24 protein-coding genes are annotated in these 26,927 nt (G+C 65.6%); 11 read left to right on the top strand and 13 right to left on the bottom strand.

Translation table 11 applies throughout. The features are described 5' to 3' along the window. The 6 genes from gspL to gspG form a co-directional block, all read right to left on the bottom strand. A partial coding sequence (gspL, locus tag LDO54_RS04110) for a type II secretion system protein GspL (RefSeq protein ID WP_253074371.1) occupies positions 1-565 on the bottom strand: 565 nt, incomplete at its 3' end. Positions 566-599: 34 nt separating this feature from the next. After that, entirely contained in the window at positions 600-1,748 is a 1,149-nt protein-coding gene (gene gspK, locus LDO54_RS04105) for a type II secretion system minor pseudopilin GspK (protein ID WP_436975496.1), read from the bottom strand. Beyond that, positions 1,745-2,422: a PulJ/GspJ family protein gene (locus tag LDO54_RS04100; RefSeq protein WP_224006755.1), complete on the bottom strand. Its 678-nt coding sequence runs from the start codon at positions 2,420-2,422 to the stop codon at positions 1,745-1,747. Before LDO54_RS04100 ends, gspK begins: the two co-directional genes overlap by 4 nt. Further along, positions 2,400-2,840: a type II secretion system minor pseudopilin GspI gene (gene gspI / locus LDO54_RS04095; RefSeq protein WP_224006753.1), complete on the bottom strand. Its 441-nt coding sequence runs from the start codon at positions 2,838-2,840 to the stop codon at positions 2,400-2,402. Before gspI ends, LDO54_RS04100 begins: the two co-directional genes overlap by 23 nt. Position 2,841: 1 nt before the next feature. Further along, complete coding sequence (locus tag LDO54_RS04090; protein ID WP_224006750.1) at positions 2,842-3,366, bottom strand: GspH/FimT family pseudopilin; 525 nt, start codon at positions 3,364-3,366, stop codon at positions 2,842-2,844. A 141-nt stretch (positions 3,367-3,507) separates the two neighbouring features. Beyond that, positions 3,508-3,972, bottom strand: coding sequence for a type II secretion system major pseudopilin GspG (gspG, locus tag LDO54_RS04085; protein WP_224006783.1), 465 nt, complete (start codon positions 3,970-3,972; stop codon positions 3,508-3,510). 267 nt (positions 3,973-4,239) lie between these two features. Here gspG and LDO54_RS04080 point away from each other — a divergent pair, with 267 nt between their 5' ends. Further along, positions 4,240-4,653, top strand: coding sequence for a general secretion pathway protein GspC (locus LDO54_RS04080; RefSeq protein WP_224006747.1), 414 nt, complete (start codon positions 4,240-4,242; stop codon positions 4,651-4,653). A 58-nt stretch (positions 4,654-4,711) separates the two neighbouring features. Here LDO54_RS04080 and gspF read toward each other — a convergent pair whose 3' ends face one another. Genes gspF through gspD form a run of 3 tightly spaced genes read right to left on the bottom strand, consistent with a single transcriptional unit; the run spans position 4,712 to position 9,774 of the window. Further along, positions 4,712-5,929 (bottom strand): type II secretion system inner membrane protein GspF, encoded by a 1,218-nt coding sequence (gspF, locus tag LDO54_RS04075; protein WP_224006744.1) that lies wholly within the window; start codon positions 5,927-5,929, stop codon positions 4,712-4,714. Between the two features lie 18 nt (positions 5,930-5,947). Then, entirely contained in the window at positions 5,948-7,447 is a 1,500-nt protein-coding gene (gspE, locus tag LDO54_RS04070; RefSeq protein ID WP_224006741.1) for a type II secretion system ATPase GspE, read from the bottom strand. Continuing rightward, positions 7,444-9,774: a type II secretion system secretin GspD gene (gene gspD, locus LDO54_RS04065; RefSeq protein ID WP_224006738.1), complete on the bottom strand. Its 2,331-nt coding sequence runs from the start codon at positions 9,772-9,774 to the stop codon at positions 7,444-7,446. The genes gspE and gspD overlap by 4 nt, the downstream gene beginning before the upstream one ends. Before the next feature lie 567 nt (positions 9,775-10,341). On the opposite strand from gspD, the gene LDO54_RS04060 reads away from it, so the two are divergent. Then, positions 10,342-10,785 (top strand): lytic transglycosylase domain-containing protein, encoded by a 444-nt coding sequence (locus tag LDO54_RS04060; protein ID WP_224006735.1) that lies wholly within the window; start codon positions 10,342-10,344, stop codon positions 10,783-10,785. A gap of 181 nt (positions 10,786-10,966) precedes the next feature. After that, positions 10,967-12,337, top strand: coding sequence for a GTP-binding protein (locus tag LDO54_RS04055; RefSeq protein ID WP_224006732.1), 1,371 nt, complete (start codon positions 10,967-10,969; stop codon positions 12,335-12,337). 162 nt (positions 12,338-12,499) lie between these two features. Here LDO54_RS04055 and LDO54_RS04050 read toward each other — a convergent pair whose 3' ends face one another. Beyond that, on the bottom strand, positions 12,500-12,778 hold the full coding sequence (locus LDO54_RS04050; RefSeq protein ID WP_027815965.1) for an HU family DNA-binding protein: 279 nt from the start codon (positions 12,776-12,778) through the stop codon (positions 12,500-12,502). Between the two features lie 468 nt (positions 12,779-13,246). Between LDO54_RS04050 and mnmC the strand changes: the two genes are divergently transcribed. The 7 genes from mnmC (at position 13,247) to LDO54_RS04015 (ending at position 23,251) form a co-directional block, all read left to right on the top strand. Then, positions 13,247-15,250: a bifunctional tRNA (5-methylaminomethyl-2-thiouridine)(34)-methyltransferase MnmD/FAD-dependent 5-carboxymethylaminomethyl-2-thiouridine(34) oxidoreductase MnmC gene (mnmC, locus tag LDO54_RS04045; protein WP_224006729.1), complete on the top strand. Its 2,004-nt coding sequence runs from the start codon at positions 13,247-13,249 to the stop codon at positions 15,248-15,250. A gap of 977 nt (positions 15,251-16,227) precedes the next feature. Next, positions 16,228-17,433 (top strand): cation:proton antiporter, encoded by a 1,206-nt coding sequence (locus tag LDO54_RS04040; protein ID WP_224006780.1) that lies wholly within the window; start codon positions 16,228-16,230, stop codon positions 17,431-17,433. Positions 17,434-17,593: 160 nt separating this feature from the next. Further along, entirely contained in the window at positions 17,594-18,709 is a 1,116-nt protein-coding gene (locus LDO54_RS04035; protein WP_224006726.1) for a YbdK family carboxylate-amine ligase, read from the top strand. An 801-nt stretch (positions 18,710-19,510) separates the two neighbouring features. Next, a complete protein-coding gene (locus LDO54_RS04030) occupies positions 19,511-20,149 on the top strand; it encodes a MarR family winged helix-turn-helix transcriptional regulator (protein ID WP_224006723.1) in 639 nt (212 codons plus the stop codon). 285 nt (positions 20,150-20,434) lie between these two features. Beyond that, on the top strand, positions 20,435-21,163 hold the full coding sequence (locus LDO54_RS04025) for a glutamine amidotransferase (RefSeq protein ID WP_224006720.1): 729 nt from the start codon (positions 20,435-20,437) through the stop codon (positions 21,161-21,163). Between the two features lie 195 nt (positions 21,164-21,358). Further along, positions 21,359-22,471, top strand: a complete 1,113-nt coding sequence (locus LDO54_RS04020) for an NADH:flavin oxidoreductase/NADH oxidase (protein WP_224006718.1) — start codon at positions 21,359-21,361, stop codon at positions 22,469-22,471. Positions 22,472-22,759: 288 nt separating this feature from the next. Beyond that, a complete protein-coding gene (locus LDO54_RS04015) occupies positions 22,760-23,251 on the top strand; it encodes an SET domain-containing protein (RefSeq protein WP_224006715.1) in 492 nt (163 codons plus the stop codon). A gap of 116 nt (positions 23,252-23,367) precedes the next feature. Here the strand turns inward: LDO54_RS04015 and LDO54_RS04010 are convergent, their stop codons facing one another. Together LDO54_RS04010 and LDO54_RS04005 are read right to left on the bottom strand one after the other, a co-directional pair. Next, the gene (locus LDO54_RS04010; protein WP_224006712.1) at positions 23,368-24,969 is read right to left on the bottom strand and encodes a sensor histidine kinase; all 1,602 of its coding nucleotides are present in this window, start codon (positions 24,967-24,969) and stop codon (positions 23,368-23,370) included. Positions 24,970-25,229: 260 nt separating this feature from the next. Continuing rightward, complete coding sequence (locus tag LDO54_RS04005) at positions 25,230-25,916, bottom strand: response regulator transcription factor (RefSeq protein WP_027815974.1); 687 nt, start codon at positions 25,914-25,916, stop codon at positions 25,230-25,232. Between the two features lie 119 nt (positions 25,917-26,035). Between LDO54_RS04005 and LDO54_RS04000 the strand changes: the two genes are divergently transcribed. Further along, on the top strand, positions 26,036-26,266 hold the full coding sequence (locus tag LDO54_RS04000) for a DUF3717 domain-containing protein (protein ID WP_224006709.1): 231 nt from the start codon (positions 26,036-26,038) through the stop codon (positions 26,264-26,266). Positions 26,267-26,475: 209 nt separating this feature from the next. On the opposite strand, the gene LDO54_RS03995 is transcribed toward LDO54_RS04000, so the two are convergent. Further along, on the bottom strand, positions 26,476-26,826 hold the full coding sequence (locus LDO54_RS03995) for a 4a-hydroxytetrahydrobiopterin dehydratase (protein WP_321787683.1): 351 nt from the start codon (positions 26,824-26,826) through the stop codon (positions 26,476-26,478). Positions 26,827-26,927: the final 101 nt, after the last annotated feature.

Genomic DNA, 26,927 nt, shown 5'->3' with positions numbered 1-26,927 from the left:
TGATCGCGGGCGCGACGCCAGCAGCAGCGGAGGCGGCGGCGCTTGTGAGCGCGCCGTCCCTGGCGCTTTCAGCGGCTCCAGAGGCTTCGGCGTCGGCCGTTGCGGCTTCCGCCACGACGCTCTGCGCGACGGGCAGGCAGCGCGCCACCGGCACCGCGCGCACGTTGCGATGGCCCGCGCCCGTGAAGCCCTCGACGAGAAAGCGGAACCAGCCGCGATCGATCGCGGCCACGGTCTGCCGGCCGTCGGGCTGACGCGCGGGATCGAGCGCCAGATGGCAGGTCTGCGGATCCTGGATCAGATGATCCTCGACGACGTTCGGCAGCGCCTGGCGCAGCCGCGGCCCCTTGAGCGGCGGCACGGTCGCGGACACGGTCAGCAGGTCGCGCGCGGCGATCAGCAGCACGGTCGCCGACGCTTTCGGCAACAGGCCGAGCGCCGAGCGGCCCGCGCGCTGCGTGTTGCCCGCCTTGTCGAGCAGCAGGAACGGCAGTTCGGGCAACTGCCATTCCTGCGAGTGAACCGCCGGATCGCGGGGCGGCATCAGGACGATCAGCGTGCTCAAACGCACCTCTTTTCGATGTTGGACTGGTACGGTTTCATGGTTCGTCGCGCACGCGCACGATGCGCGTCGTATGGGTCAGCGTATCGCGCCAGACGAGCGTGGTCCGGTCCACCACGGCGCGCTCGTGCTGCACGCGCCCGTGGATCAGAAAATAGCTCGAATTGACGTCGCAGAGCGAGGTGTCGATGCCCGTTTGCGGGACACCGGAGCCCTCCAGCGCAAGCTGCACGTCGCTGAGATTGCGGAAAAACACGGTCTGACGGCGCGCCACGAAGGCCTGCGCGCTCGACAGGCTCATGCCCTGAACGGTCGCGGCCACGACTTCGGCGGGCGCGGTATTCATGTTCACGGGCGTCGTGGTCGGCAGGATCGTCACGAACGGGCGCAGCCGCGCGACGATGTCGGGCGTGAAGCCGGGCACGTCCTGCAGCGCGTCGACGCTCGTCATCAGGATGGGCGCGCTGCCGCTGTTGCCGTCGGAATCGGAGAGGCCGGGATTGCTGCTGAAATTCGTGCCGCCGCTGCCGCCGCCCACCTGCTGCGTGCTCGATGTCGTGCTGCCCGGCGTCGAGCCGGTCTGGAAGCGCGTGACGGAATAGTTGAGGCCCGAGCGCAGAAAGACGGCGGCGTTCTTGGCGAGTTGCCCGTCGATGCCGAGCAGTTGCAGCAGGCGCGCGAACACCTGGATCTGCGTGAGATTGAGTTGCAGCGCGCCCGGCGCGGGCGTCGACACGAGGTTGCGCAGATTGAAACGCGCCTGCGCGTCTTCGATGGAGCCGGACACCCACGTGTCCTGGCCTTGCTCCGCGCGCACGTCGCCGATCTGGCCGAGGAAATCGGACAGCCGCGTCTTCGCGACCGGCATGCCCCACGCGCCGCCCAGATAGGTCACGCCCGCCGAGGTATCGGCTTCGGAGCGCAGCACGAGGCGCGTCCAGTCGAGCGCGCCGCGCGAGATCCACTGCGCCTGCGCGAGCAGCCGCTGGTTTTCGATGCGCCGCAACTGCACCTGCTGGCGCCACAGCATGCCCGACACGAGGATCGCCGAAAGCGCCACCACGAGCAGCGCGCTGATGATCGCCGCGCCGCGTTGCCTGCGGCGCAGCCGCGGCGCGGACGAAGCAATGCGCGAAGAACGATACGAAGTAGCACGAAGGCGAGAACGAAGGCGGCGCACGTTCATTCTCCGATCACGAAAACGCGCGTCACGGGCCGCGCGAACGAGCGAGCGCCGATGCTCACCTGCAAGCCCGTCACCGCGCGCGGCACCGGCGCGTTGCCGAGCTGCGGCACCTTCACGTTGTTGTTGTTCGCGTTCAGCTGGCCGCGCACGTCGCCCATGTTCGAGGTCCAGCCGACCTTCGGCACATAGAGGCGCGCGTCGATCGAGCCCACGCCCTGCATCATCGGCAGGGCGCTCCAGGCGTCCGATTCGCCGCCGCGCTGCGCGCGCCGCAGCGCGCCCACGGTCGCCAGCGGCGGCGACGCGTAGCGCACCACCCGGCCATCCGACACGCGATAGCGCACCACTTGCAGACGCGGCGGCGCACCCGGCGGCACCGCGAACGCGCGCACGATCTGCAGCGCGCCGCCCTCGACCGAGACGGCGGGACCGCCCGCTTCGTCGTCGCTGACGGCCATGCGCGCGTCGATGCGCATCTGGTCGAAGGTGAGCGCGAACACGCGCTCCTCGGCCATCGACTGGCTGATGATGTTGCGCCCGCGCACGATCTGGTCGAGCCCGCGCCACGCGAGAATCGCGACCACCGCGAGGATCGCGATGGCGACCAGCAGTTCGATCAGCGTGAAGCCGGCGGCGCGGCGCGGCGCGCGATCACAGCGACCGGTTCGTTTCATTGCCGATCACCGTGACGAGTTGCGCGAGATTGCCGGCGCGGCCCGGCGTCGTCACCGACACCTCCACGCGGCGAAATACCGGATTGGGCGTGGACGCCACGCGCTGCGTGCACATGAGCGCCAGATTGCCCTGCGAGCAGTCGAAACTGCGCTGGCCGATGTCGGGCCAGACATGTGAGAGATGGAGCTGCGCGAGCGCGTTGTCGGCGCTCCAGCCGGCGAGCAGGCGGTCGTGCAGATCGGCTTCGCTGGCCGCGAGGCTGCCGACCGCGCGCAGCGAGGCCGCGAGCGCGATCGCCACGATCGCGAGCGCGACCAGCACTTCGATCATCGTGAAGCCGCGCGCGGCGCGCGGCGCGAAACGTCCAGGACGGCCAGGACGGCCTGAACGAGGGCCGAAGCGGGCAGGGCGGCGCATCTCAACGCACCTCAAAGCGGCCGGTGCCGGTGCCGACGATGGTCGCGCGGCCCACGGCGGAGAACAGCGTGATCTGCACGGGCTGATCGACGGCCTCGGTGCCGAACACGACGCGGCTCGCCTGCGAGTCGTCGGCGCCCGGATAGTTGATCGCCACGCCCGTCACGCCGCCTTCCCAGTGGCGCGGGCCGAGCAGATCGTCGCGCAGCGGACGCCAGCCGTCCTCGGTGCGCACGTCGAAGCGAAAACCGCCCGAGAGCGGCTGCCACGCGATGGGCTGCGCGCGCACCTGCGCCTCGTCGCCCGCCGACTCCAGCAGCAGCGCGACGCGCTGCGCCTCTTCGTTGAGATCGGTGCGCGGATTGCGCGTGAGCGAGATCGACGCGAGCGAGACCAGCAGGCCCGCGATCATCAGCACAACGAGCATTTCCAGCAGCGTGAAGCCCGCCGCGCGCGCGCGTGACGGCTCGCGGTCCGACGCACGGACCGGCGCGCGGACACAGCGGCGGGAAGAACTAGAGCGCATGAGGCTGGAAAAAGCGGGCTGGATGAGGCTGGGTTCGGATCTTCGAATACGTCGAATGCGTTGAATACGTCGAATGCTGCGGCGGCGGCGCGCCACGCATGCCGCTTGCATGACAAGCAGGCGAGCGTGGCGCGGCGTCGCTTACTGCCAGGAGCCGACGTCGGCGTCGTTGCCTTCGCCGCCCGGCTTGCCGTCGGCGCCGTAGCTGAACACGTCGATTTCGCCGTGCACGCCCGGATTCAGATACTGGTACGGATTGCCCCACGGATCGTTGGGCAGGCGCTCGAGATAGCCGCCGTCCTTCCAGTTGTTCGGCACCGGGTCGGTGGTGGGCTTCTGGATCAGCGCCTGCAAACCCTGGTCCTGGGTCGGATAGCGGCCGTTGTCGAGGCGATAGAGCTTCATCGCCTGCATCACGGTGCCAATGTCCTGCTTCGCCGCGACGCGGCGCGCTTCGTCGGGACGGCTCATGATCTTCGGCACGATCAGCGCGGCCAGAATGCCGAGGATCGCGATCACGACCATGATTTCGATCAGCGTGAAACCGCGCTGGCGGCGCCCCTCGATTTGTGCACGGCCGAATTGCGTCCGTTTTTGGGCCCACATGGACATGACTTCTTTCCCTCCTCGCTAAAAATCGTTGCGGCGCACCGTTGCGCGCCGCACTCCGTCCTGCACGCGAACCAGGCGTTCGCGTCTCTGTGACGGGTCATTGTAATGTCACACGATGACGCCTTCGCGACCCGTTTCCGAAGTCCCTTTCCGCGCCTTTCGCGCCGCTCGTCCACCGCATTGTGGAGGCCCGCCTCAGGTTGCGCGGACGGCCCTCGCGGTGCCATCAAAACGCCCACAATACTCCGTACAATGGTGCGCATGAACCCACTGCAAATCCGCCTCCTGTCACTCGCCGCCTTCGCGGCCTTTTGCGCCACGGCTGCGTGGTGGACGCTCGAAATCGCCACCACGCGCGCCGCGCCCGTGCAGGCCGCCGCCGCCCAGGCGCCGGTGTCGCTCGACCAGGCGGGCACGCTGTTCGGCGGCAAGCTCGAACGCAGCGCCGTGCAGGACATTCACCTGTTCGGCATCCTCGCGCTTGCGCAAGGCGCGGCGGCCATCCTGAGCGTCGGCGGCGAACCGGCCAAGGCCGTCTCGCTCGGCGGCCCGATCAGCCAGGACTCGAAGCTCGCCGAAGTGCGCGCGCGCTCGATCATCATCGACCGCCACGGCGTGCGCTCGGAAATCGCGCTGCCCGCCAACGCTGCGGGCCCGACCATCTACGTGCGCTGATACGCGGTTCGAAGGCGCGTCGCCGCGCCTTTCTTCACTGCCGACTTCACTGCCGACTTCACTGCACCAGATTATTCAATTCGATGATCGGCAGCATCACGGCAAGCACGATCACCAACACGACGCCACCCATTGCCAGAATTAATAGCGGTTCGAGCAGGCTTGTCAGGAACATCGTGCGTCGTTCGAGTTCGCGTGCCTCGCCTTCGGCGGCACGATCGAGCATCGTCGTGACGTCGCCGGTGGCTTCGCCCGAACGGATCAGATGGACCAGCACGGGCGGAAACGTCTTCGTATTCCCGAGCGCACGCGAAAGCGACGTGCCTTCACGCACGCGCACGATCGCTTCGTCGATGTTGTTGCGCATCGCCTTGTTCGACAGCGTTTCGCCCGCCGCCTGCAACGCGCGCAAAATCGGCACGCCCGCCGCGCTCAGAATGCCGAGCGTGCTCGCGAAACGCACCGTGTTGTAGCCGCGCACGAGCTTGCCCGCGAGCGGCGCGGTAAGCAGCCAGCGGTCGAACGCGAGACGCGGGCCGGGACGCCGTAACGTCCCACGCACGATCCACGCAACGATCATCACGGCGATCAGCACGGCCCACCACCACTGACGCACGAAGCCCGAAAGCGCCATCATCACGATGGTCAGAAACGGCAGTTGCTGTTTCGTGCTCGCGAACACGTTCACGACCTGCGGCACTACATAACTCAGCAGAAACGTGACGATGCCAAACGCGATGATCGTCACGATCGTCGGGTACGTGAACGCAAGGACGATCTTCTGTTTGAGCGCGTTGCGCTGCTCGATGTAATCGGCGAGACGCGAGAGCACGATGCCCAGTTTGCCCGTGTGTTCGCCTGCTGCAACCAGCGCGCGATAGATATCCGGGAAGTCTCGCGGATGCTGCGTGAGCGCGTTCGCGAGCGAATGACCACCGAGCACTTCTGCGCGGATTGCGGCCATCAGTTCGCGGATGTAATCGCGCTCGGCCTGTTCGGTGAGTACCGCAAGCGCTTCGCCGAGCGGCAACCCTGCAATCAGCAGACTCGCAAGCTGACGCGTGAGAATCGCCTGTTCGCGCTGCGAGAGTTTGCGTCCGAGTGCAAGCCGCTGCTGACGCGCGCCGCGCGTGCGCGTCGCCGCCGGTTCAACGACGAGCGGCGTGAGTCCTTGCCCACGTAACTGCGCACGCGCACTGCGCGCGCTGTCGGCATCGAGTACGCCTTTTTGCGCCTTCCCTGCGGCGTCGATCGCTTCAAAGCGAAATGCTGGCATGTTGCTGATCGCCTCCGCTTATGCGCCGCCGGTCACGCGCAGCACTTCTTCCAGCGATGTTCGGCCGGAATCGATCCAGCGCTCGCCATCCTCGCGCAGCGTGCGCATGCCTTGCTCGCGGCCCGCGTTGAAGATCTCGGCATCGGCGGCGTTGCGGTGAATCAGGTTGCGGATCGGTTCGTCGATGAGCAGCAGTTCGTACACGCCACGTCGGCCCGAATAGCCCGATTGCCCGCAACGCTCGCAGCCCACCGGATGCCAGCGCTTACGGCCATCGTCCTCGACGCGTTCTTCCTTGCAATGCGGACACAGCTGACGCACGAGACGCTGCGCAAGCACGCCAAGCAATGACGAGGCGAGCAGATAAGGTTCGACGCCCATATCGGTCAGACGCGTAACCGCCGAAGCCGCATCGTTCGTGTGAAGCGTCGCAAGCACGAGGTGACCTGTGAGCGACGCCTGCACCGCAATCTGCGCCGTCTCCAGATCGCGGATTTCGCCGATCATGATGATGTCCGGATCCTGACGCAGAATCGAGCGCAGCGCACGCGCGAACGTCATGCCGATACGCTCATTCACCTGCGTCTGGCCGATGCCCGAGAGGTCGTACTCGATCGGGTCTTCCACGGTCATGATGTTCGTCGTGGCCGTTTCGAGCCGCGACATCGACGCGTACAGCGTGGTCGTTTTACCGGAGCCGGTCGGACCCGTAACCAGCACGATGCCGTGCGGCTTCGCGATCAGCTGGTCGAACTTGCCGAGCGTATCGGCGGCCATGCCGAGCGCTTCGAGATTCAGGCGCTGGGCATCTTTTTCCAGCAGACGCAGTACCGCGCGTTCGCCGTGGCCCGTCGGCAGGGTGGACACACGCACGTCAACCGGACGCCCGCCCACGCGCAGCGTGATACGTCCGTCTTGCGGCAGACGTTTCTCCGCGATATCGAGCTGCGCCATGATCTTGATCCGCGAGATCAGCGCGCCATGCAGTGCCTTCTTCGGACGCACGACGTCGCGCAGCGTGCCGTCGACGCGAAAGCGCACCACGGACGCATTTTCAAACGGCTCGATATGAATATCGGAAGCCTGCTCGCGCGCAGCCTGCGTGAGCAGCGCGTTGATCATGCGGATGATCGGCGCGTCGTCTTCGGATTCCAGCAGGTCTTCCACTTCGGGAATATCCTGCATGAGCCGCGAAAGATCGACCTCGCCTTCGACTTCGCCCACGACCTGCGCGGCGCTGCCGTCCTGACGCGCATACGCCTGATTGATCGCCTGTGCGAGTTCATCGGCAGGCACGCGCACGAGCGAGAACGCGCCGAAGTTACGCGCCACCTCGGCAATCGCTGCGCCGGACGTGCGATCGCTGATCCAAACTTCGAGACCTTCGGCGCGCTGCTGTGCGACGAGCAGCTGGCCGCTTTTGGCGAAGCCGTAGGGAATGAGGCGGGCGGCAAGCGGCGAGGGCGCCTCGCGCGCTGCCGCTGACGCCGCCTCCTGAGGCGTATCCGGCTTGCTCAAGGCTGCACCTGCGTCGGGCTCGTGAGCGGCTGTTGCTGCTGCACGGGCGACGTTTGCACAGGCACGGTCTGCACCGGAATCGTCTGGACCGGCACGGCAGGCTGCATCTGCGTGGCGTTCGCGGGCTGCGCGCCCTGAATCGTGTGCACGGCCTGCTCGCGGCGCATCTTGTCGAGGTCGAACAGGTTCAGCGCCGAACCGCCTTCGGCCGGGCCGACAGGCATCGGCGGCACGACCGGATCGTCCTTATCCTTGATCAGATTGTTGTCGGACTTGTACGCGCCCGACACGCCCTGGATGTAGTCGTAGCGATTCGACGTCACCGCCTGCGCCGTGCTGCGGTCGCTAATGATCACCGGACGCAGGAACACCATCAGATTGGTCTTCGCGCGCGTCTTGTTTTCCGAGCGGAACAGCTGGCCGATCCACGGAATGTCGCCGAGCAGCGGCACCTTGCTGTTGCTGACCTGGTAGTTGTCCTGCATCAGGCCGCCGAGCACGATGATTTCGCCGTTGTCGGCGAGCACGGTCGACTGGATCGAGCGCTTGGTGAATTCGGGACCGGCCGGATTCGTCGACGCGTTGGTCGTGCCGTTCACGATCGCCGAATCTTCCGTGTAGAGCTGCAGCTTCAGAATGCCGCCTTCGGTGATCTGCGGCTTGATGTGCAGCGTCAGGCCCACGTCGACGCGGTCGTAAGTGTTGAACGCCGAACTCGTCGAACCGCTCGTGAGGTTCGAATACGAACCCGTCTGGATCGGCACGTTGGTCCCGACGACGATCTTCGCTTCCTGGTTGTCGAGCGTGATGAGGTTAGGCGTCGAGAGCACGTTCGCGTCGCTCGACTGCGACAGCGCCTGGAGCAGCGCGCCGAGACCCTGCACGCCGAACAGATTGTGGATCCAGCCCACGTTCAGGCCTTGCTGGAGATTGCCCAGCGAGCTCACGAGGCTGCCGCTCGTCACGGCGTCCGCCGTGAGGTTGATGATGCTGTTGCCGCCGCCCGTGGCGAGATTGGTGCCGGCCAGCACGTTGCCCGTGCCGATCTGCCACTGGATGCCCAGGTTGGCGTTGGTGTTCGAATTCAGCTCGACGATCAGCGCTTCGATATAGACCTGCGCGCGGCGCGCGTCGAGCTGGTCGATCACGGCGCGCAGGTTGCGGTACACCGCGTCGGGCGCCGTGATGATCAGCGAGTTGGTCGCGGCGTCGGCCTGGATCATGCCGCCGCCCGAGTTGTCGTCGCCCTTGTCCTTGCTGTTGTCGCCGAGGAAGTCGCTGTTGCCGCCCGACGACGAGCCGCCTGACATCGGATTGCTCGACGCGCTGCTGCCGCCCAGCGAGCTGGGTAGCGGCGGGCTGCCCGACATGCCGGTGGAGTTGCTGTTGCTGCCGCCCGCGCCGCCGCTATTGCCGTTCTGGTTGAACGAATTCGCGCCGCTGCCCGACGACGACGAATCGTTGCCGCCCTTGCCCAGCATGCCGCGCAGCGTCTTCGCGAGCGTCACCGCGTCGGCGTTGCGCAGCGACACGACGTGCATGTTGCCCGGCATGCTCGTGGGCGCGTCGAGCTGTTGCGCGAGCTGCTTCGCCGCGGCGAGGCGCGCGGCATTCGAGGCGCGCAGCATGATGGAATTGGTGCGCGCGTCGGCGAGCACCGTGACCTTGAGCGTGGGATCGGAGCCGCCGATCGCGCCCGGATCGAGCATCTTTTGCAGCGTGGGCGCGATGTCGATCGCGTTGGCGTTGCGCAGCGGCACCACCTGCACCTGCTGGCCCGCGGCCGTATCCACACCGGCGATGATCGCAGCGATGCGGCGCACGTTGTCCGCGTAATCGGTCACGACGAGCGCGTTGTTGCCCGGATAGGCGGCGATCGTGTTGTTCGGCGAGATGAGCGGGCGCAGCACCGGCAGCAGATTGTTCGCCGACTCGTTCTTGAGCTGGAACACCTGCGTGATGACCTGATCGCCGCGCGCGGCGGGCGCGTTGCCCACATAGGTGGGCACGCCTTGCAGCTTGGCGTCGGCTTCCGGCACGACCTTGAGCACGCCGTGGTCCTGCACCAGCGCGAAGCCCTGCATACGCAGCGCCGATTGCAGCGTCTTGAGCGCCTGATCCTCGGGTACGGTGTTCTCGGAAACGAGATTGAGCTGCCCCTTCACGCGGGGATCGACGATGATCGTTTTGCCCGTGGCCGCGCCGATCGCCTTCGCTACCTGATCGATGTCGGCGTTGACGAAGTTGAGCGTGACCTGGGCATGCGCGAGCTGCGCCGAAATGAGCCCGCTCACGAGCAGCGCCGTGGCGAGGCGACGCAAAGCCATACGATTTCTTCTCATGGATGTCATATCGAAGCCGGCAGCGGACGCCGCCGGCTAGTCGTGCTTATCGTGCTCAACGTATGCATCGTGCCCGGACGGATGATTCGCGCGTTGCGCTACCCGCGCGCCGCTAGCCGCTGGCCGCACGCGCAAAACGCGCACGAAACGAACCGCAGACCCCTTCGATCGACCCGACTCGAACTGCCGGCGCTCCTCTCCCCGGCAACCGATGCACACCAAAAGGAGGAACAGTAGCAGCTTTTCATGTCGAATTTGTCACAAAGAAAGCCCACCCGGGGATTTCTTCTAAAGAAGAAGCTTTTTGAAGGATTTTGTAAGCATCGGGTGCACGGGCTGTGAAGACTTTGTGCTGAACCGGCCCGCTTAGGCCTGCGTACGCCGTCCGGTTGGCTTGACGCGTTATCGGCTGCCGGTATGATACGGGCGGTCCGCAAGCTCGAAAATGAGCCGAAGACACGGGTTTTCCCCAGATTCGCGAGCGCGTTCTTCCCGCTTCATGCAGGAAATTGCCGCTTGCCATGTCCTCTTCGGCCCTAGTCCGGCGTCAGAATGAATAAGGTTGCGTCCGCCACGATCGCCGCTCTCGCCCTTGCGCTTGCCTGCGCGAGCACGGCCGCGCGCGCCGATTGCTTCGACGAGGCGGCGCGCTACCAGAAGGTGAATCCGCTGATCCTGCGCGCGATCGCCTGGCAGGAATCGCACAACACGCCCGACGCACTACACAGGAATGCGAACGGATCGGTCGATTACGGCGTCATGCAGATCAACTCGATCCATTTGCCGGCGCTCGCCCAATACGGCATTTCGCAAAGCACGCTGATGGAGCCGTGCAAGAACGTCTATATCGCGGCCTGGCATCTGCGCCAGAAGATGAACAAATACGGCAATACCTGGGCCGCGGTGGGCGCGTATCACTCGGAAACGCCCACGCTGCGCGATCAATATGCGCAACAGATCGCCGCGATTCTGCGCAAGTGGAAGCTGATGCCCTGACGGGCGCCGCGTCCGCGCGAGTCCGCACATTCGCCGGCCGGCTCATCCGGCCCCGATCACACGCTCCCTCGTCACGCCGCACGCCCGCAGCGCCGCCCGCGCGCATGGTGCACAATTGAGGCTTGCGCCGCGCCGCCGCGCGCGGCCCGCTTCTTCCCGTCTTCTCTTACTGCTCACTGCGATGAACCAGCCGCCACTGCCCGTCACCGTGCTCTCCGGGTTTCTGGGCGCGGGCAAAACCACGCTGCTCAACCATGTCCTCGCCAATCGCGCCGGCCTGCGCGTGGCCGTGATCGTCAACGATCTGGCCGCCGTCAACATCGACGCCGCGCTGGTGCGCGACGCCTCCGCGCTCGCGCACGTCGAGGAACGGCTCGTCGAGTTGTCGAACGGCTGCATCTGCTGCACGCTGCGCGGCGACCTGCTGACCGAGATCCGCCGCCTCGCCGATCCAGCCCAGGCGGGCCAGCGCTTCGACGCCATCCTGATCGAATCGACCGGCGTCGCCGAGCCCTTGCCGGTCGCCGAGAGCTTCGCGTTCGCCGATGAAGACGGCCACGCACTCTCCGATTTCGCGCACCTCGACACGATGGTCACGGTCGTCGACGCCTTCAACTTCCTGCGCGACTACGCGAGCGCCGACCCGCTGGCCGAACGCGGCGTGACGGTGGGCGAGGGCGACGACCGCACGATCGTCGAATTGCTGATCGAGCAGGTGGAATTCTGTGACGTATTGGTGCTGAACAAGGCCGATCTCGTGAGCGCCGAGGACCTGGCGCGCCTTCAGCAGATTCTCAAGCAGATCAATCCGCGCGCCGTGCAGGTGGTGAGCCGCTTCGGCGACGTGCCGCTCGATCTCGTGCTGAACACGGGCCGCTTCGATTTCGACGACGCGGCGAGCGCGCCGGGCTGGCAGGCGTCGCTGCGCGAACATCGGCACGAGCATAGTCACGATCATGATCACGGCCACGCGCATGACCACGCTCACGATCACGACCACAGCGCGTGCGGCGATCCCGCTTGCGGCCACGCGCACCACGATCAGACCGACGCCTACGGCATCGGCAGCTTCGTTTATCGTGCGCGCCGGCCGTTCCATCCCGCGCGTCTGTGGGCGCTGCTGAACCAGGAATGGCCGGGCGTGCTGCGCTCGAAGGGCTTCTTCTGGCTCGCCACGCGCAACGACATCACCGGCTCGCTGTCGCAGGCGGGCGGCGTGTGCCGTCACGGCCCGGCGGGCACCTGGTGGGCCGCGCTGCCGCGCGAGGAATGGCCGCAGGACGCCGGTATCGAAGCGGAAATCGCCGCCGACTGGCACGGCGATGCCAACGACACGAGCATCGGCGACCGTCGTCAGGAACTGGTGCTGATCGGCGTGGATCTCGACCGCGCCGCGTGGCAGGCGAAGCTCGACGCGTGCCTGCTGACCGACGCCGAATACGCCGCCGGGCCCGACGCCTGGCAAGGCTACGACGACCCGTTCCCCGACTGGGATTTCGACGACGACGAACACGATCACGACCACGAAGACGAGATCGTTCACCGCCATTGAGCACGTCGGAAAGCGCTTGAATGCGCTCAATCAGCGCTACGTCGACAATGAAAAACGGCGCCGCGTCGAACTCGATTCGACGCGGCGCCGTTGTCTTTTCAGCCGAAATTCAGGCGAAAAAAAACCCGCCAGGGGCGGGTGTCAACTTAAAGCGGTAATGCCTTAACGCTTGTTGACGGCGTCCTTGAACGCCTTGCCAGCCGTGAACTTGACGGTCTTGGCAGCCGGAATCTTGATGGTTTCGCCCGTCTTCGGGTTGCGGCCGGTGCGCGCAGCGCGCTTGCCCGAGCCGAAGCTGCCGAAGCCGATCAGCTGAACCGCGTCGCCTTTCGACACAGCCTTCTTGACCACTTCGAGGAGCGTGTCCAGCGTTTCGCCGGTTTGTGCCTTGCTAGCGCCCGTCTGTGCGGCGACGGCGTCGATCAGTTCCTGTTTATTCATTGAGATGTTCCTTTCTGTGTTTAGGTTGACACGAACAGCGCGAACGCGCCGATTATACGGTCGCGTGCCGCGCCGTCGAGCAGCGACGGACCCGGAGCACCCCGGGGATTTGCGTGCGGTGGCAAGCGTATGGCTCGACCCGCGACGTCCGTGCTGCCGCTTCCCTGGGCGGCGCTTGCTATGATAGCGCAGCGCAAACCCAATAACGACAAGGGTTTCGTAGATTTCGAGGGGTAAGCGCGGGTTTTTTCGCATCGCCGTGCGCTTTTGATGCGCGCAGCACGGCGAACACCCTGCACAGACGTGTTTTTGCTGCATGCCGCGTTGCGCCGAGCCAACGTTTTGCGCCCGCAAACCCAGAGCGGGCGGGCGTTTGCGGCCTCACCTCGCGCATTTTCCCGCATCGTCGCCGCGCCCGGCACCTCCCGATCTTCACGATTGCCCTCGCTGCCAGCCTTCGCGTAAGTCATGACCGCCACTCTGATTCCCGCCACGCTCGCTTTCCGCGACGACGGCACCCCGTTCTCGCCGCGTTACGGCGACGTCTATCACAGCCCGTCCGGCGCGCTCGAACAATCCGAATACGTGTTCCTGCGCGGCAATCATTTGCCCGGACGCTGGCAAAACCAGCGCGTCTTCACCGTGCTGGAAACGGGCTTCGGCATGGGCGTGAACTTCCTCGCGACGTGGGCCGCGTGGCGCGCCGATCCCGCGCGTTGCGAGCGGCTGCATTTCGTTTCGACGGAAATGCACCCGTTTTCGCGCGACGATCTGCGCGTCGCGCTGGCAGCGGTGGTCGAACGCACCGCGCGCGCGGATCTCGCAGATCTCGCGCATGCACTCGCCGACGCCTGGCCCATGCTCGTGCCCGGCACGCACCGGCTCGAATTCGAGGGCGGCCGCGTGACGCTCACGCTCGCGTTCGGCGACGCGCTGGAGATGCTGCCCAAACTCTGGTTACGCGCCGACGCGATCTATCTCGACGGTTTCGCGCCCGCGAAAAATCCCGAACTGTGGTCGCCGCCGATCTTCAAGGCGCTCGCGCGCGTCGCGGGCGAGGACTGCACGTTCGCGACCTGGAGCAGCGCGGGCGACGTCAAACGCGCGCTTCAGCAAAGCGGCTTCGAATACCACAAGGAAACCGGCTTCGGCGACAAATGGACGATGCTGACGGGACGCTTCGCGCCGCGCTGGCGCGTGCGCCGTCACGAGCCGCCATTGCCGGTCGCGCTCGACGAACGTCATGCGGTGGTGATCGGCGCGGGCCTCGCGGGCAGCGCGCTGGTCGAACGGCTCGCGGCGCGCGGCTGGCGCGTCACGCTGATCGAGCGTCATGCCGAGCCCGCGCGCGAGGCCTCGGGCAATCCCGCCGGCGTGTTCCATCCGCTGATTTCGCGCGACGACAGCAGCGCCTCGCGCATCACGCGCGCAGGCTTTTTCTACGCGCTGCAGCGCTGGGCCGCGCTCGATGCGGCCGGTCACGCGCCGTCGCGTTCGCACGCGGGCCTGTTGCATCTGGCCACCGACGACGAAGCGCAGGCCGTGGCCGCAGCGCTCGAATCGTTTGGTTATCCCGATGATTTCGTGCGCGGCGTGTCGCGTGAAGAAGCCGAAGCGATCGCGGGCACATCGCTCGCGCAGGGCGGCTGGTTCTATCCGCTCGGCGGCGCGATCGATCCGGCTTCGCTGTGCCGCGCGCAGATCGCCGCGGCGCGCGCGCTGCCCGGCGCGCAAATCGACGTGCGCTACGGCGTGGCCGTCGCTCGCATCGAACGCGACGAAGCCGGCGCGGAAAAAGCAGGAAGCTGGCGCGTCTATGACGATGCGGGCGCACTCGTCGCGCAGGCGGGCGTCGTGATCTTCGCCAACGCGCACGACGCCTCGCGCGCCGCCGCGCTCGACTTCGCGCCCACGCGCAACGTGCGCGGCCAGCTCACGCTGCTCGACGCGAGCCCGCTGGCGTCCTTGCGCGTGCCCGTGATCGGCGACGGCTACGCGGTGCCGCTACCCGGCGACGTCACGCTCGTGGGCGCCACCTACGAAGTCGACGATACCGATACGACGCTGCGCGCGGGCGGTCACACGGAAAACATCGAGCGCGTCGCGCAGATGCTGCCCGCGCTCGACGCCTTGCGCGACGCATCGTCGGACGATCAGGAACGGCGCGGTCGCGTGGCGCTGCGCTGCGTGACCAGCGACCGCCTGCCGATGATCGGCCAGCTCGGCGACGAACAGGCCGCCCGCCAGGACGCGCAACGTCTCTCGGGCGCCTGGCCGCTCGATCTGCCGCGCACGCCGGGACTGTACGGCGCGTTTGCATTCGGTTCGCGCGGACTCGTCTGGGCCGCGTTGGGCGCGGAGCTGATCGCGTCGCAACTCGAAGGCGAACCGTGGCCGATCGAGCGCGAGCTGGTCGAACATCTCGATCCGGCACGCTTTCTCCAGCGCGCCCTGCGTCTGCGCGCGGTCTGATCGCCGCCAACACAGCGGGCTGCCTACTGTTGAGGCGACCAATACAGTTATCCACGCCGGGCTGTGGATAAGCACGTGGATTGTGGGTAAGTTCGGCAGGGACACGATGTGGACGTAAACGGGGTAACTCGGCGGCTTTTTCGAGACCCAAAAAAGTTGTTCTTCGCTGCCCCATACCCCCGCACAAGCTTTGCATGCGGTTGTGCGAACGCCAAGCCGATGATTCACATAGGTATACAGGGGTTATCCACAGGAAATCGCCGCCTTTGTTAACTGTTACTACGTATACATACGGTAAACCGTAAACCCGAGGCTAACGCCATCGCTATCGGAGGAGCCCAACACCTGCGGCGCTCGCGCGCCGTCTGCACCCGTTCCGGCCGCGACGGTCATTTTTTCCTTATCATCGTGAAAGCTCGGCGATTACGGACGCAATTACCGGCTTCGTGGTCGTTTGCCGCCGGGCGGGGACAATTGCAAAAAAGCTATGGCACAATCGCCGTTCTTTTCCGCGTTGCACGCCGCGCAAGACGGCCGACGCTTTCCACGGAACGGATGTCGCCCGGCCTGAATCTGAGTTCAGACGTACTGGCAGCGTCCGGTCCATCCAACAGCGGGCGCTGACTTCCACACGAATGCGCCCGTACCGGCTGTTCGCCGCGCAAGCGGCACCGGTGCTGAGTTTCCCGTCGTCGTTCGTCGTCCCTGGCCGCTGCCTTGTCTGGCTGCGCGCCTGCGCGCCCCGTGCAGGAGTCGGTGCCGCCGGGCATGATGACGTGGGCGCGAAACTCGCCCGGGATGCGTCGCGCATGGCTGTCGCCGGGTCATGCGAGGGCGGCACGCGGCTTGCCTGTCTGCCTGGCCGCCCGTGCCACACGCTGGACCTGCGCGACGGGCGCAGGCAGCACCAGCGGATGCGTTGTGCATCTCGACGTCGGATAGCCGGTTTGTCTTCTGCCAAAGGAGAAACCACCACGATGAAGTCGGCGTTTTCGTTCTTTCCCGACTGGCCCTTGCAGCCAGACGGCATTTTCTGGGCAGGTCTCGCGCTGCTGGCCGCTGGTTTGTGCGGCGAACTCTGCTACCGCGCCTGGCGGCTGCCGCGCATTTCGGGCTATGCGGTCATTGGCCTGATCGCGGGCGCGGCGGGTTTCGGCGTGATCGACGTCGATACCGCCATGGCCGCGCGGCCGCTGCTCGACGTCGCGCTCGGCCTGCTGCTGTTCGAACTCGGCAGCCGCCTCGACCTGCGCTGGATCCGCCGTAATCCCTGGATCATTCTGTCGAGTCTCGCCGAAGCGTCGCTCACGTTCGTGCTCGTGCTCGTCGTGCTGCTGTTCCTTTCGGTGCCCGCGATGGTCGCGATCGTGGTGGCGTCGATCGCCATGGCGACGTCGCCCGCGATGGTGATCCAGCTGAAAACCGAACTGCGCGCCGAAGGCCAGGTCACGCAGCGCCTGCTCACGCTCACGGCGCTCAACAGCATGTACGCCGTGGTGATCGAGAAGCTCGCGTCGAGCTGGCTGCATCAGGAAATCTACGGCAACGTGTTCGCCACGATCATCCAGCCGCTCTATCTGCTGATCGGCTCGATCGTGGTCGCGTACGTGCTCGCGCGCGCCTGCACCTTGTTCTACCGGCGCCTGAGCCCGCAGGACGAGCATTCGTTCGTCGCGCTGTTCGGCCTCGTGCTGCTCGCGATCGCGGTCGCGCACCTGCTCAAGCTGTCGACGATCCTGAGCCTGCTGGCCGCCGGCATCATCGTGAAGAATCTCGAACTGCGCCCGCAACTGTGGCCGCAGCATTTCGGCACGGCCGGCTGGCTGCTCACCGTGATCCTGTTCGTGCTGACGATGACCACCTTCGAATGGCACGACGTTCTCGTGGGCGGCGCGGCCGCGGCGGGTCTGATCGTCGCGCGTTTCGTCGGCAAAATGATCGGTGTGCTGATCTTTGCGCGGCCGAGCGGGCTCGAATGGAAGCAGGGCGTGGCGCTCGGCGTGGCGCTCACGCCCATGTCGGCGCTCGCGCTGCTGCTTGTCGAGGACACCTACGATCTGTATCCGTCGTTCGATCCGCGCCTGCGCGCGATCATGATGTGCGCGATCGTCGCGTTGCAGCTGGTCGGGCCGTGGCTCGTCTACCGCGCGCTCGCGCTCGTCGGCGAACGCGGCGAACAATGACCCCGGCGCCGCCGCCGCCTCGCCCGAGGCGCGGACCGGCCGCCGCACCGTAACACTGCCCGCCGCCGCGCGCGCCTCGCCGGACGATTCGTTCAACGATTCGCTAATGATTCGTCGAACGAGAGGCGAGACGCGTGGCGTGGCTGAAAGAGAGGACGTCATGTCACTGGAAACTTTTGTCGATTCGAAGCCGTTCACCTTCGGCGTCGAGCTCGAAATGCAGATCGTCAACACGCATGATTACGATCTGACCAAAGCGGGCAGCGACCTCATGCGCCTCATCAAGGATCAGGAGATTCCGGGCAATATCACGCCCGAAATCACCGAAAGCATGATCGAGCTGTCGACCGGCATCTGCACGACGCACGAGCAGGCGGTCGCCGACCTGCGCCGCATCCGCGACGTGCTGGTCACGGCCGCCGACCGGCTGAACGTCGGCCTGTGCGGCGGTGGCACGCACGCGTTCCAGCAATGGAGCGACCGCCGCATCGTCGATACGCCGCGCTTTCAATACCTTTCGGAGCTCTACGGATATCTCGCGAAGCAGTTCACGGTGTTCGGCCAGCACGTGCACATCGGCTGCCCCGACGCGGACAGCGCGCTATTCCTGCTGCATTCGCTGTCGCGCTATATCCCGCATTTCATCGCGTTGTCGGCCTCGTCGCCGTATGTGCAGGGCGTCGATACCGGATTTCACTCGGCACGCCTGAATTCCGTGTTCGCGTTTCCGCTGTCGGGCCGCGCGCCGTTCGTGCTGAGCTGGGAGGAGTTCAAGGAGTACTTCTCGAAGATGGTCCACACGGGCGTCGTCAACAGCATGAAAGACTTCTACTGGGACATTCGCCCGAAGCCCGGTTTCGGCACGATCGAGGTCCGCGTGATGGATACGCCGCTGTCGGTCGAGCGCGCGGCGGCGATTGCCTGCTACATCCAGACGCTCGCGCGCCATCTGCTGACCGACCGGCCGATCCAGCCGCTCGAGGACGATTACCTCGTCTACACGTTCAACCGCTTCCAGGCGTGCCGGTTCGGGCTGGGCGGCACCTGCGTCGATCCGCAGACGGGCGAGCGCCGCACCATCTCCGAGGACATCCTCGCGACGCTGGAGACCATCGCGCCGCACGGCGAGGCGCTCGGCTCGATGCGCGCGCTGACCGAGATCGGCACCATCGCGCGGGCGCAGAGCAACGACGCGACCTGGCTGCGCAGCGTGGTCGCCGACGAAAAGTCCTTGCACGAGGCCGTGCGGCAGCAGTGTCTGCGCTGGCGCGCTTGATGCCGGGGCGCTGACGCCAGCGCCACCAGTCGCGTAATCGCGTAAAAAAGAGGGCAGCCCACGGGCTGCCCTCGTGCTTTCCGGCCGGACGTGGCGCGATTCGGGTATTCGCATGCCCTCGGAGGGCGCTTCGCATACCGCGTCACATGCCGCTTCACATGCGGCTTTACATGCCTTTTCGCATACCGATCGGCATTGCGTTAGACGTCGTAAAAAATTTTTTTGGCCGTTGCAAGATACCAGGGGGTTCTTACTTTTTTTTGATCTTTGCCGCTGAATGGCCGATAGTAGTTGACGTGCGCGGGCGAAGCCTGTGGGTAACGTGGAAAATGCCTGAAAACTCAACGGCCTGCACGATGGAAAACTCGGGGAAAAGTCAGGGAAAACCGGGGGTGGTCAGGCGAATGACGGTTCCTTACCGCCTCGAAATTCTGGCTAACGAAGCCTTCATTTCAGAGGTATTGCGCGTTATCAAGAATCCACTCACATAGTATTGGCGCAGTTACCAACGGGTTATCCACAATTCGCGTTGGATAAGTTAGCTGTGCGATTCGCCACTCTCGCATAGAATGTCGGTTTGCCGCGCAGGACCGGGGATACGAAGGATGCCTGGGAGAGCGATCGGTAAGAAAGAATGACTGTGTGCGATGTGGCGCGGTGTGATTCCGGCGCATGCGAAGCAGGAAATTTTTGAGATGGTGCGCTCGATTCCTCGGGATCGAACGCAAAGTTCCCACAAGGCCGTCGGCACGATCGACGGCTGACGATGCAGCGCAAGCTGCCTATAACCAGCGAAAGACTATGAGCGAAGGCGTATACGGAGAGCAGGCAGCCGGGCGGGTGGCCCATAGCCTGCTGCGACTTAGCACGGCAATGCGGAGCCAGGCGTGGGACTGGGCCGAAGGCGCAGGACTCACGCCGACCCAGGGCGAAATTCTCGTGCTGCTGATGCAGCGTAAGGGGCCGATGCGCCTCGGCGAGATCGCACGCGAGACGGCACTGACCGCCGCGACCACCAGCGATGCGGTGAGCACGCTCGAAACCAAGGGTCTCGTCGAAAAGCGCCGCGCGCTCGACGACGGCCGAGCACTCGCGGTGCGCTTGACCTCGCGTGGCCGCACGGCCGCGAAGAAGGCCGCGCAATGGCCGGACTTCCTCTCGAAGGCGGTCGGCGGCCTGAAGGCCGAAGAGCAGTCGGCGCTCTACCGCACGCTGCTGAAGACGGTCTACGTGCTCGAAGCCCAGGACACGATGCCGCAGCACCGCATGTGCCTCTCCTGCTCGCACTTCGAGCCGAGCAAGAACCCGAAGAAGACGCCGCATCACTGCACGGCACTGAACATCGACATGGCGGACACCGATCTGCGTCTCGATTGCTCGGTGTACGAACAGGCCGACGCGACGACCCAGAAGAAAAACTGGAAGATCTTCGCGGCTTGATGCCGGATGGCCGCCCGAGCGAGGGCGGCCCGTGGCGGGCGCGGATTCGACCGTGCCGGCCGCCTCGATCGCGCGGCGGCCGCCTGGCGCGTCCGCGATCGGCGCCTGGCTTCGGCCTTGCGCGTTTTCTGCCTGTCCCCGTTGACCTTGTTACGCCGCGTTTGTGCACTTGCGCGCTGCTGCGCTCATGCGCCAGGGCGTGGCGTCTGTGTGTCCCCGGCAGTCGCGCCACGGCAACGTGGTGCGCCGCGCGCCGGATTGTGTAGCTGACCCAGGGATTTGTCGATGAATCGCGAGGTTTTGGCCGTACGTCACGTCTATTTCGAAGACCTCGGCAGCTTCGAGCGCGTATTCGGCGACCGCGGGCGTCCCGTGCGCTACGTCGATGTCGGCTTCGCGCGCGTGGCCGCGCTCAATCCCGTTTCGCCGTCGCTGATGGTGATACTCGGCGGTCCGATCAATGCGTGCGACGACGCACGCTATCCCACGCTTACTCCCCTTGCCGCGCTGATCGAAAAGCGCATCGCCGCCGGTTTGCCGACGCTCGGCATCTGCCTCGGCGCGCAGCTGATCGCGCGCGTGCTCGGCGCGCGCGTCTACGCTTCGGGTCAGCAGGAAATCGGCTGGACGCCGCTCACGCTCACCGACGCCGGCCGCGCTTCGCCGCTGCGTCATCTCGATGGTGGCGCAACCTCGATGCTGCACTGGCACGGCGACACTTTCGACCTGCCGCAAGGCGCGACGCGTCTCGCGTCCACGCCGCTGTGCGAGAACCAGGCGTTCGCGTGGGGCGAGCATGTGCTCGGCCTGCAATGCCATCCCGAAGTGCGCGCCGACCGGTTCGAGCCCTGGCTGATCGGCCATGCCGCCGAAATCGCATCGGCGGGCGTCGACGTCAATGCGCTGCGCGCGCAGACGGCGCAGCACGCGCCGCGACTCGAAGCGCAAGCGAGCCGCATGCTGCACGAGTGGCTCGACGCCGTCGACAAGCTCGCCGCCGCGAAGCAGCCTTAAACCCGCGCGCAATCCTGCGCGCATTCCCTCGCGCATTCCCTCGATTCCTGCATCGAACCCCGCGCGTATTCGCGCAAGCCGCCGCGCGCGGGATGGCTTAAGCGCGCGTTCCGCCGTCGCCAGCACCGAAAAAAGCCGCGTGCTATTCTCGGACGCTTCTCATCTTCATCCGCGCGATCCCCCCGCGCCATCCCCATGAGCAAGCTCTTTACACCGTTCGCGCTGCGTGGCGTGACGCTCGCGAACCGCATCGTCGTGTCGCCGATGTGTCAGTACTCCGCCGAACGCGGCGAGGCAACCGACTGGCACATGATCCACCTCGGCCATCTCGCGCTCTCGGGCGCGGGCATGTTGTGCATCGAAGCCACCGCCGTCGAGCCGATCGGCCGCATCACGCCCGCCGATCTCGGTCTCTGGGACGACGCCACCGAAGCCGCGCTCGAACCGGTGATCGCCGCGATCCGCCGTCATTCGCCGATCCGCATCGCCATGCAGATCTCGCACGCGGGCCGCAAGGCATCGAGCCACGTGCCCTGGGACGGCGGCCAGCTGATCTCGGTCGCCGATGGTGGATGGCTGCCGCATGCGCCGTCGGCGCTGCCGCACAAGGCCGACGAAACGCCGCCGCTCGCGCTTGACGTCGCGGGCCTGATGCGCGTGAAGGAAGCGTTCGTGGCGACCGCGCGCCGCGCCGCGCGTCTGGGTATCGACGCGCTCGAAGTGCATGCGGCCCACGGCTATCTGCTGCATCAGTTCCTCTCGCCGATCGCGAATCAGCGCACCGACGAATACGGCGGCTCGCTCGAAAACCGCATGCGTTTTCCGCTCGAAGTTTTCGACGCGGTGCGCGCCGTGTTTCCCGACGATCGGCCGGTTGGCGTGCGCGTGTCGGCGACCGATTGGGTCGAAGGCGGCTGGACGCCGGAAGAGACCGTCGTGTTCGCGCAGGCGCTCAAGGCGCGCGGCTGCGACTGGATCGACGTGTCGACGGGCGGTGTTTCGCCGCTGCAGAAGATTCCACTCGAACCCGGTTATCAGGTGCCGTTCGCGCGCAAGGTGAAGCAGGAGACCGGCATCAACACGATGGCCGTGGGTCTCATCACCGACCCGTTGCAGGCGAACCAGATCGTCGAAGATGGCGAAGCCGACATGATCGCGATGGCGCGCGCGATGCTCTACGATCCGCGCTGGCCGTGGCACGCGGCGGCGCAACTCGGCGCGACGGTGAGCGCGCCGCCGCAGTACTGGCGCTCGCAGCCGCGCGACCAGAAACATCTGTTCGGCGAGACGACGCTCGGTCAACGTTGAGTCTCTATGCGGCGTACGGGTTGAACGAAGGCGCCGCGAACGTGTACGATTCCAGATGTGACGCGCTTCGCGCTTCGACTCGTGGTTCGAGACCGATGCCTGCGCGTTCACGAGCGCGGCGCCGACAAGGCGCCGCATTCACGTGGAAGCACGCAATGCATCGCCGGGGCAAGGCAACGTAACGCAGCGCCTCGCATTGCACGCGCGCTTTCACGCAGGACGCACGCACCGGGCAGCGAATGCCGCGAGCGGGAAACGTCTCCCCAGTACTTCACAAGGATTCATTCAATGAGTGTACGCAGGATCGTCGTGCGCCAGTCGGGCGTACACGGCAAGGGCGTATTTGCGGTTGGTCCGATCGCGGCTGGCGAACGTCTGATCGAATACAAGGGCGAGCGCATTTCGTGGAAAGAGGCGCTGCGCCGTCATCCGCACAATCCCGACGAACCGAATCACACCTTCTATTTCGCACTCGATGACGGCGACGTGATCGACGGCAAGGTGAAGGGCAACAGCGCGCGCTGGATCAATCATTCGTGCGCGCCGAACTGTGAAGCCGAAGAAATCGACGGCCACGTCTACATTCACGCGCTGCGTGAAATCGACGGCGGCGAAGAACTGTTCTACGACTACGGTCTCGTGATCGACGCGAAGCAGACGAAGAAGCTCAAGCGCGAATACGAATGCCGCTGCGGCGCGCGCAAGTGCCGCGGCACGATGCTCGCGCCGCCCGAGGAAGAGAAGGGCGGCAAGAAGTCGAAGGGCAAGAAAAAGAAGTGATCGCGAAGTCGCGACGCGTCGGACATGTCTTCCTGCGCGTTCGCTTCACGACTGACGACTGAAATGAACAAGGGCCGCGTTTGCGGCCCTTGTTGTTTGCGATGCGCGTGGACGGCTTAGAGATCGATCGGCGCGTCGTGCGCGGGTTTGTTCGTGGACGCCGGAGTGTCCGCGCTCGCGGCGGGGGCGCTCGTTGGCAGCGCAGTTTGCTCCGGCGTTTGCAGTGTCGTTTGCTCCGGCGTTTGCGCGGCGGCCGGACGCTGCGTGTGATCGCCGCTCGCGATCGCGATGCGACGGTTCACGAGCGGCACGCGCACGATGAAACGCGCGCCGCCTTCGGGTGCATCTTCGTAATGCACGCTGCCGCGATGCAGCGCCATGATGTCGTGGACGATCGCGAGACCGAGGCCCGCGCCGCTATCGACGCCGCTCTCGCTCTGACCGTCGCCGCGGAAGAAGCGCTTGAACAGATCGGCTTGCTGCGCGAGCGGCACGCCGCGGCCATTGTCCTCGACGATGATTTCGGCCATCGGCAAACCTTCGGCGAGCGTCTGCGACACGGTGACCGTGATGCGGCCGCCATCGGCGCGCGCGGGCGGCAGATACTTGAGCGCGTTGTCGAGCAGATTGGCGATCACTTCGTGCAGCAGCACGGGATTGCCGCGCACCATCAGCGGCGTGCCGTTCTCGGGATCGTCGAGACGCTGGAAGCCCAGATCGACGTGGCTCGCGAGCGCGCGCGGCACCCACTCGGCGCCCGTTTCGAACGCGAGCGCGGCCATGTCGATATCGACGAAACGCGCGGCCTGTTCACCCGGCTCCGCGCGTGCGAGCGAAAGCAGCTGATTCGAGAGGCGCACCGCGCGGTCGGCGGCGGCACGCAGTTCGCGCACGGCGTCGTTGACCTTTTGCGGCTCGCGCGCATTGACGGCCTGTTCGGCGTGCAGCTTCACGGCGGTGAGCGGCGTGCGCAACTGATGCGCGGCGTCGGCGATGAATTTGCGCTGGCCTTCGAGCGCGGTCTTCAGTCGGCCGAGCAGCGCGTTCAGCGCGCCCGTGAGCGGACGGATCTCGACGGGCACGAAGGTCTCGTCGACCGGTTCGAGCGAAGTGTGGGTCTGGCGGTTCAGCGAATCGGCGAGATCGGTCAGCGGGTTGAGCTGCTGATTCACCACGCGCCACACGATGACCCAGCCCGCGAGCAGCAGCAGCAACAGCGGCATCATGATCGCGACGAGAAACTCGGCGGCGATGCGGAAGCGATGATGCACGGGCTGGCCGACTTCGACCACGATCGGATTGCCGGTGGGCTGCTCGACACGCACCTGCGCCACGCGCACGCTCACGCCGTGATACAGGGTCTCGAACACGTAGGCGTAGTGCATGCGACGCACGTTCGTGCCTTGCAGCGGCAGATCGTGGTCGCCGGCGATTTCGGTTTCGCCGTTGCTGATGCGGTAGACGAGATGCTCGACCGGATCGGAGAACATCGCCTGCGCGAGCGGCGGCACCGTCACGGGCGCTTCGGGGCCGGCGATCTGGATCTGTTTGGAGATGGCCGTGGCGAGGTCGGCGAGCGAGCGGTCGACCACGTGCTGCGTGTACTGCCACGCCAGCCAATAGGCGATCAGGCCGCTCATCAACGCGAGCAGCGAAAGTGGGGCGGCGAGGCGCCGCAGCAGCGTACGCCGCAGGCTCGTTGCGGCCGGAAGGGACATGATCGATTCGGGCGAAAAGGGAGGGCTCACAGGCGCGGCGCGTGGGCGCGCCGGGCGGTCCCGGACCATTTTACGCGGGTGCGCAGACAAGCGGCAGAGTTGGACCGGTGCGCCCATTTTCTGGGCATGAGCCGGGCCATGCCGGGCGCGCGAACGAGGCGCGACGCACTGGCCGAAACAATCAGGAGACCTGCCGATTTTGCGGCGAAAAAAAACGCGGCGCATGCAGAGTGCGGCGCCGCGTTTTTCGTGGATCGGCCTCAGGCGGCCTGGCGGATTTCCTGCAGCAGATAGCCGAAACCGCGCACCGTGACGATCTCGACACGGCAGTTTTCGAGCTTCTTGCGCACGCGGTGCACGTAGACTTCGATCGCGGTGTCGCCGAGATCGCCGCCGAAATGCGTGAGGTGATCCTGCAGTTGCGCCTTGCTCACGACGCGGCCGTGACGCAGCAGCAGCATTTCGAGCACGGCGAATTCGCGCGGCGAGAGTTCGAGCGGCTTGTCGTCGTTGAAGATGCGGCGGTCGACGCCCGACAGGCGCACGCCGCCGAGCGACACTTCAGGACGCGGCACGTCGCCGTGCGGGCCGCTGCGGCGCATCACGGCGCGAATACGCGCTTCGAGTTCGGCAGGCTCGAACGGCTTGAGCATGTAGTCGTCGGCGCCCGAATTGAGGCCTTGCACGCGGTCGTTCAGCTCGTCGCGCGCGGTGAGGACGATCACCGGCGTGTGACGGTTGCTTTGACGGAAACGCGACAGCAGCGTCATGCCGTCGATGCCGGGCAAGCCCAGATCGAGGATCACGAGCTCATGGCGATTCTGCGTGAGTGCCTGTTCGGCGAAGATGCCGTCGTGGACCATGTCGACCGTGAAGCCGGCTTGTTCGAGGCTGGACTGGATACCGCGTGCGATGGGGCGGTCGTCTTCGATCAGAAGGAGTCGCATGGATTTCGCTCAAGTACAATGGGTTTAGCGTTCAGGCACGCAGTTCGCAAAGCGCCGCTTGGTTCGAAAGCACAGCGATTGAGCGGCACTGCGTGCGACGGTTGCACGGTCACGACCCCATGTCCGATATTTCGATCACCGAACTCGAAGCCGCGATTAACTTCTGGCGCAACCGTTCGCCATCGAGCGGCGACGAACTCGCGTTGTGCAAGGAGGCAAGCGCGCTCTCCAGGCCGTATGCGCTGCTGATTGTACAGCGTCAGAACGTCTTCTCACCGGAACGTTTAGACCCCGTTGCACGTGCTGCCTGGGAGTCTTACGTGTCCCTCAAGAATGGCCTTCAAAGCTGAAGGTTTGGACGCCTGATTCCCTGCATTATGCTTTCATTGCAGCGGTTTTGCCTGTTGCGCGCCATGCTCACCTCTACCTAACGCGCGATACACGCAATGCGTTTACCTGCGATTCGCGCATTCGTATCGAACGCGCTGCGCCACGCGCGGCGATCGCGTGCTTCAAGGCGTGCTTCAAGGCGTATTTCGCGCCGTAATTAAAGGCGCGTTTAAACAGCGAGCGGTCCCGGCGAAATCGAATCGATGAAACGAGCGAGCGCGACATCGCGTTCGGTGAGTCCGTCGGCTTCGTGCGTCGAGAGCGTGATTTCGACGCGGTTATAGACGTTGAACCATTCGGGATGGTGATTCATTTCCTGCGCCTTGATCGCCACGCGCGTCATGAAGCCGAAGGCCTCGTTGAAATCGGCGAAGCGGAATTGACGCTGGATCGCATCGCGGCCCGCGACGGCATGCCAGCCGTGCAGTTCGGCGAGTTGCGTGGCGCGCTCGTCGGATGTAAGTCGGTTGATCATCGTGGCACCTGTTGAGCTGGGTTGTGCGACTGGGTTGTGCGAGATTGCGCCGGTCCATTTTTTCACGGATGCGCGGCGCGTGCCTGCGAGCCCGGCAGCGCGCGGCGGGGCAGGCGGCGTTCGATGGCAGGGCGCGCCGCGCGTCA

This window comes from Paraburkholderia tropica, assembly GCF_914484835.1.
GTDB classification, from domain to species: Bacteria; Pseudomonadota; Gammaproteobacteria; order Burkholderiales; family Burkholderiaceae; genus Paraburkholderia; species Paraburkholderia tropica_A.
Note: the sequence above shows the minus strand (reverse complement) of the source record. Positions and strands in the feature narration are given on the sequence as shown.

Bases quoted from the DNA above. Each gene is read 5' to 3' on its own strand.
- gspK (WP_436975496.1), bottom strand. From the start codon at position 1,748: ATGAACGTGCGCCGCCTTCGTTCTCGCCTTCGTGCTACTTCGTATCGT.
- LDO54_RS04100 (WP_224006755.1), bottom strand. From the start codon at position 2,422: ATGAAACGAACCGGTCGCTGTGATCGCGCGCCGCGCCGCGCCGCCGGC.
- gspI (WP_224006753.1), bottom strand. From the start codon at position 2,840: ATGCGCCGCCCTGCCCGCTTCGGCCCTCGTTCAGGCCGTCCTGGCCGT.
- LDO54_RS04090 (WP_224006750.1), bottom strand. From the start codon at position 3,366: ATGCGCTCTAGTTCTTCCCGCCGCTGTGTCCGCGCGCCGGTCCGTGCG.
- gspG (WP_224006783.1), bottom strand. From the start codon at position 3,972: ATGTGGGCCCAAAAACGGACGCAATTCGGCCGTGCACAAATCGAGGGG.
- LDO54_RS04080 (WP_224006747.1), top strand. From the start codon at position 4,240: ATGAACCCACTGCAAATCCGCCTCCTGTCACTCGCCGCCTTCGCGGCC.
- gspF (WP_224006744.1), bottom strand. From the start codon at position 5,929: ATGCCAGCATTTCGCTTTGAAGCGATCGACGCCGCAGGGAAGGCGCAA.
- gspD (WP_224006738.1), bottom strand. From the start codon at position 9,774: ATGGCTTTGCGTCGCCTCGCCACGGCGCTGCTCGTGAGCGGGCTCATT.
- LDO54_RS04060 (WP_224006735.1), top strand. From the start codon at position 10,342: ATGAATAAGGTTGCGTCCGCCACGATCGCCGCTCTCGCCCTTGCGCTT.
- LDO54_RS04055 (WP_224006732.1), top strand. From the start codon at position 10,967: ATGAACCAGCCGCCACTGCCCGTCACCGTGCTCTCCGGGTTTCTGGGC.
- LDO54_RS04050 (WP_027815965.1), bottom strand. From the start codon at position 12,778: ATGAATAAACAGGAACTGATCGACGCCGTCGCCGCACAGACGGGCGCT.
- mnmC (WP_224006729.1), top strand. From the start codon at position 13,247: ATGACCGCCACTCTGATTCCCGCCACGCTCGCTTTCCGCGACGACGGC.
- LDO54_RS04040 (WP_224006780.1), top strand. From the start codon at position 16,228: ATGAAGTCGGCGTTTTCGTTCTTTCCCGACTGGCCCTTGCAGCCAGAC.
- LDO54_RS04035 (WP_224006726.1), top strand. From the start codon at position 17,594: ATGTCACTGGAAACTTTTGTCGATTCGAAGCCGTTCACCTTCGGCGTC.
- LDO54_RS04030 (WP_224006723.1), top strand. From the start codon at position 19,511: ATGAGCGAAGGCGTATACGGAGAGCAGGCAGCCGGGCGGGTGGCCCAT.
- LDO54_RS04025 (WP_224006720.1), top strand. From the start codon at position 20,435: ATGAATCGCGAGGTTTTGGCCGTACGTCACGTCTATTTCGAAGACCTC.
- LDO54_RS04020 (WP_224006718.1), top strand. From the start codon at position 21,359: ATGAGCAAGCTCTTTACACCGTTCGCGCTGCGTGGCGTGACGCTCGCG.
- LDO54_RS04015 (WP_224006715.1), top strand. From the start codon at position 22,760: ATGAGTGTACGCAGGATCGTCGTGCGCCAGTCGGGCGTACACGGCAAG.
- LDO54_RS04010 (WP_224006712.1), bottom strand. From the start codon at position 24,969: ATGTCCCTTCCGGCCGCAACGAGCCTGCGGCGTACGCTGCTGCGGCGC.
- LDO54_RS04005 (WP_027815974.1), bottom strand. From the start codon at position 25,916: ATGCGACTCCTTCTGATCGAAGACGACCGCCCCATCGCACGCGGTATC.
- LDO54_RS04000 (WP_224006709.1), top strand. From the start codon at position 26,036: ATGTCCGATATTTCGATCACCGAACTCGAAGCCGCGATTAACTTCTGG.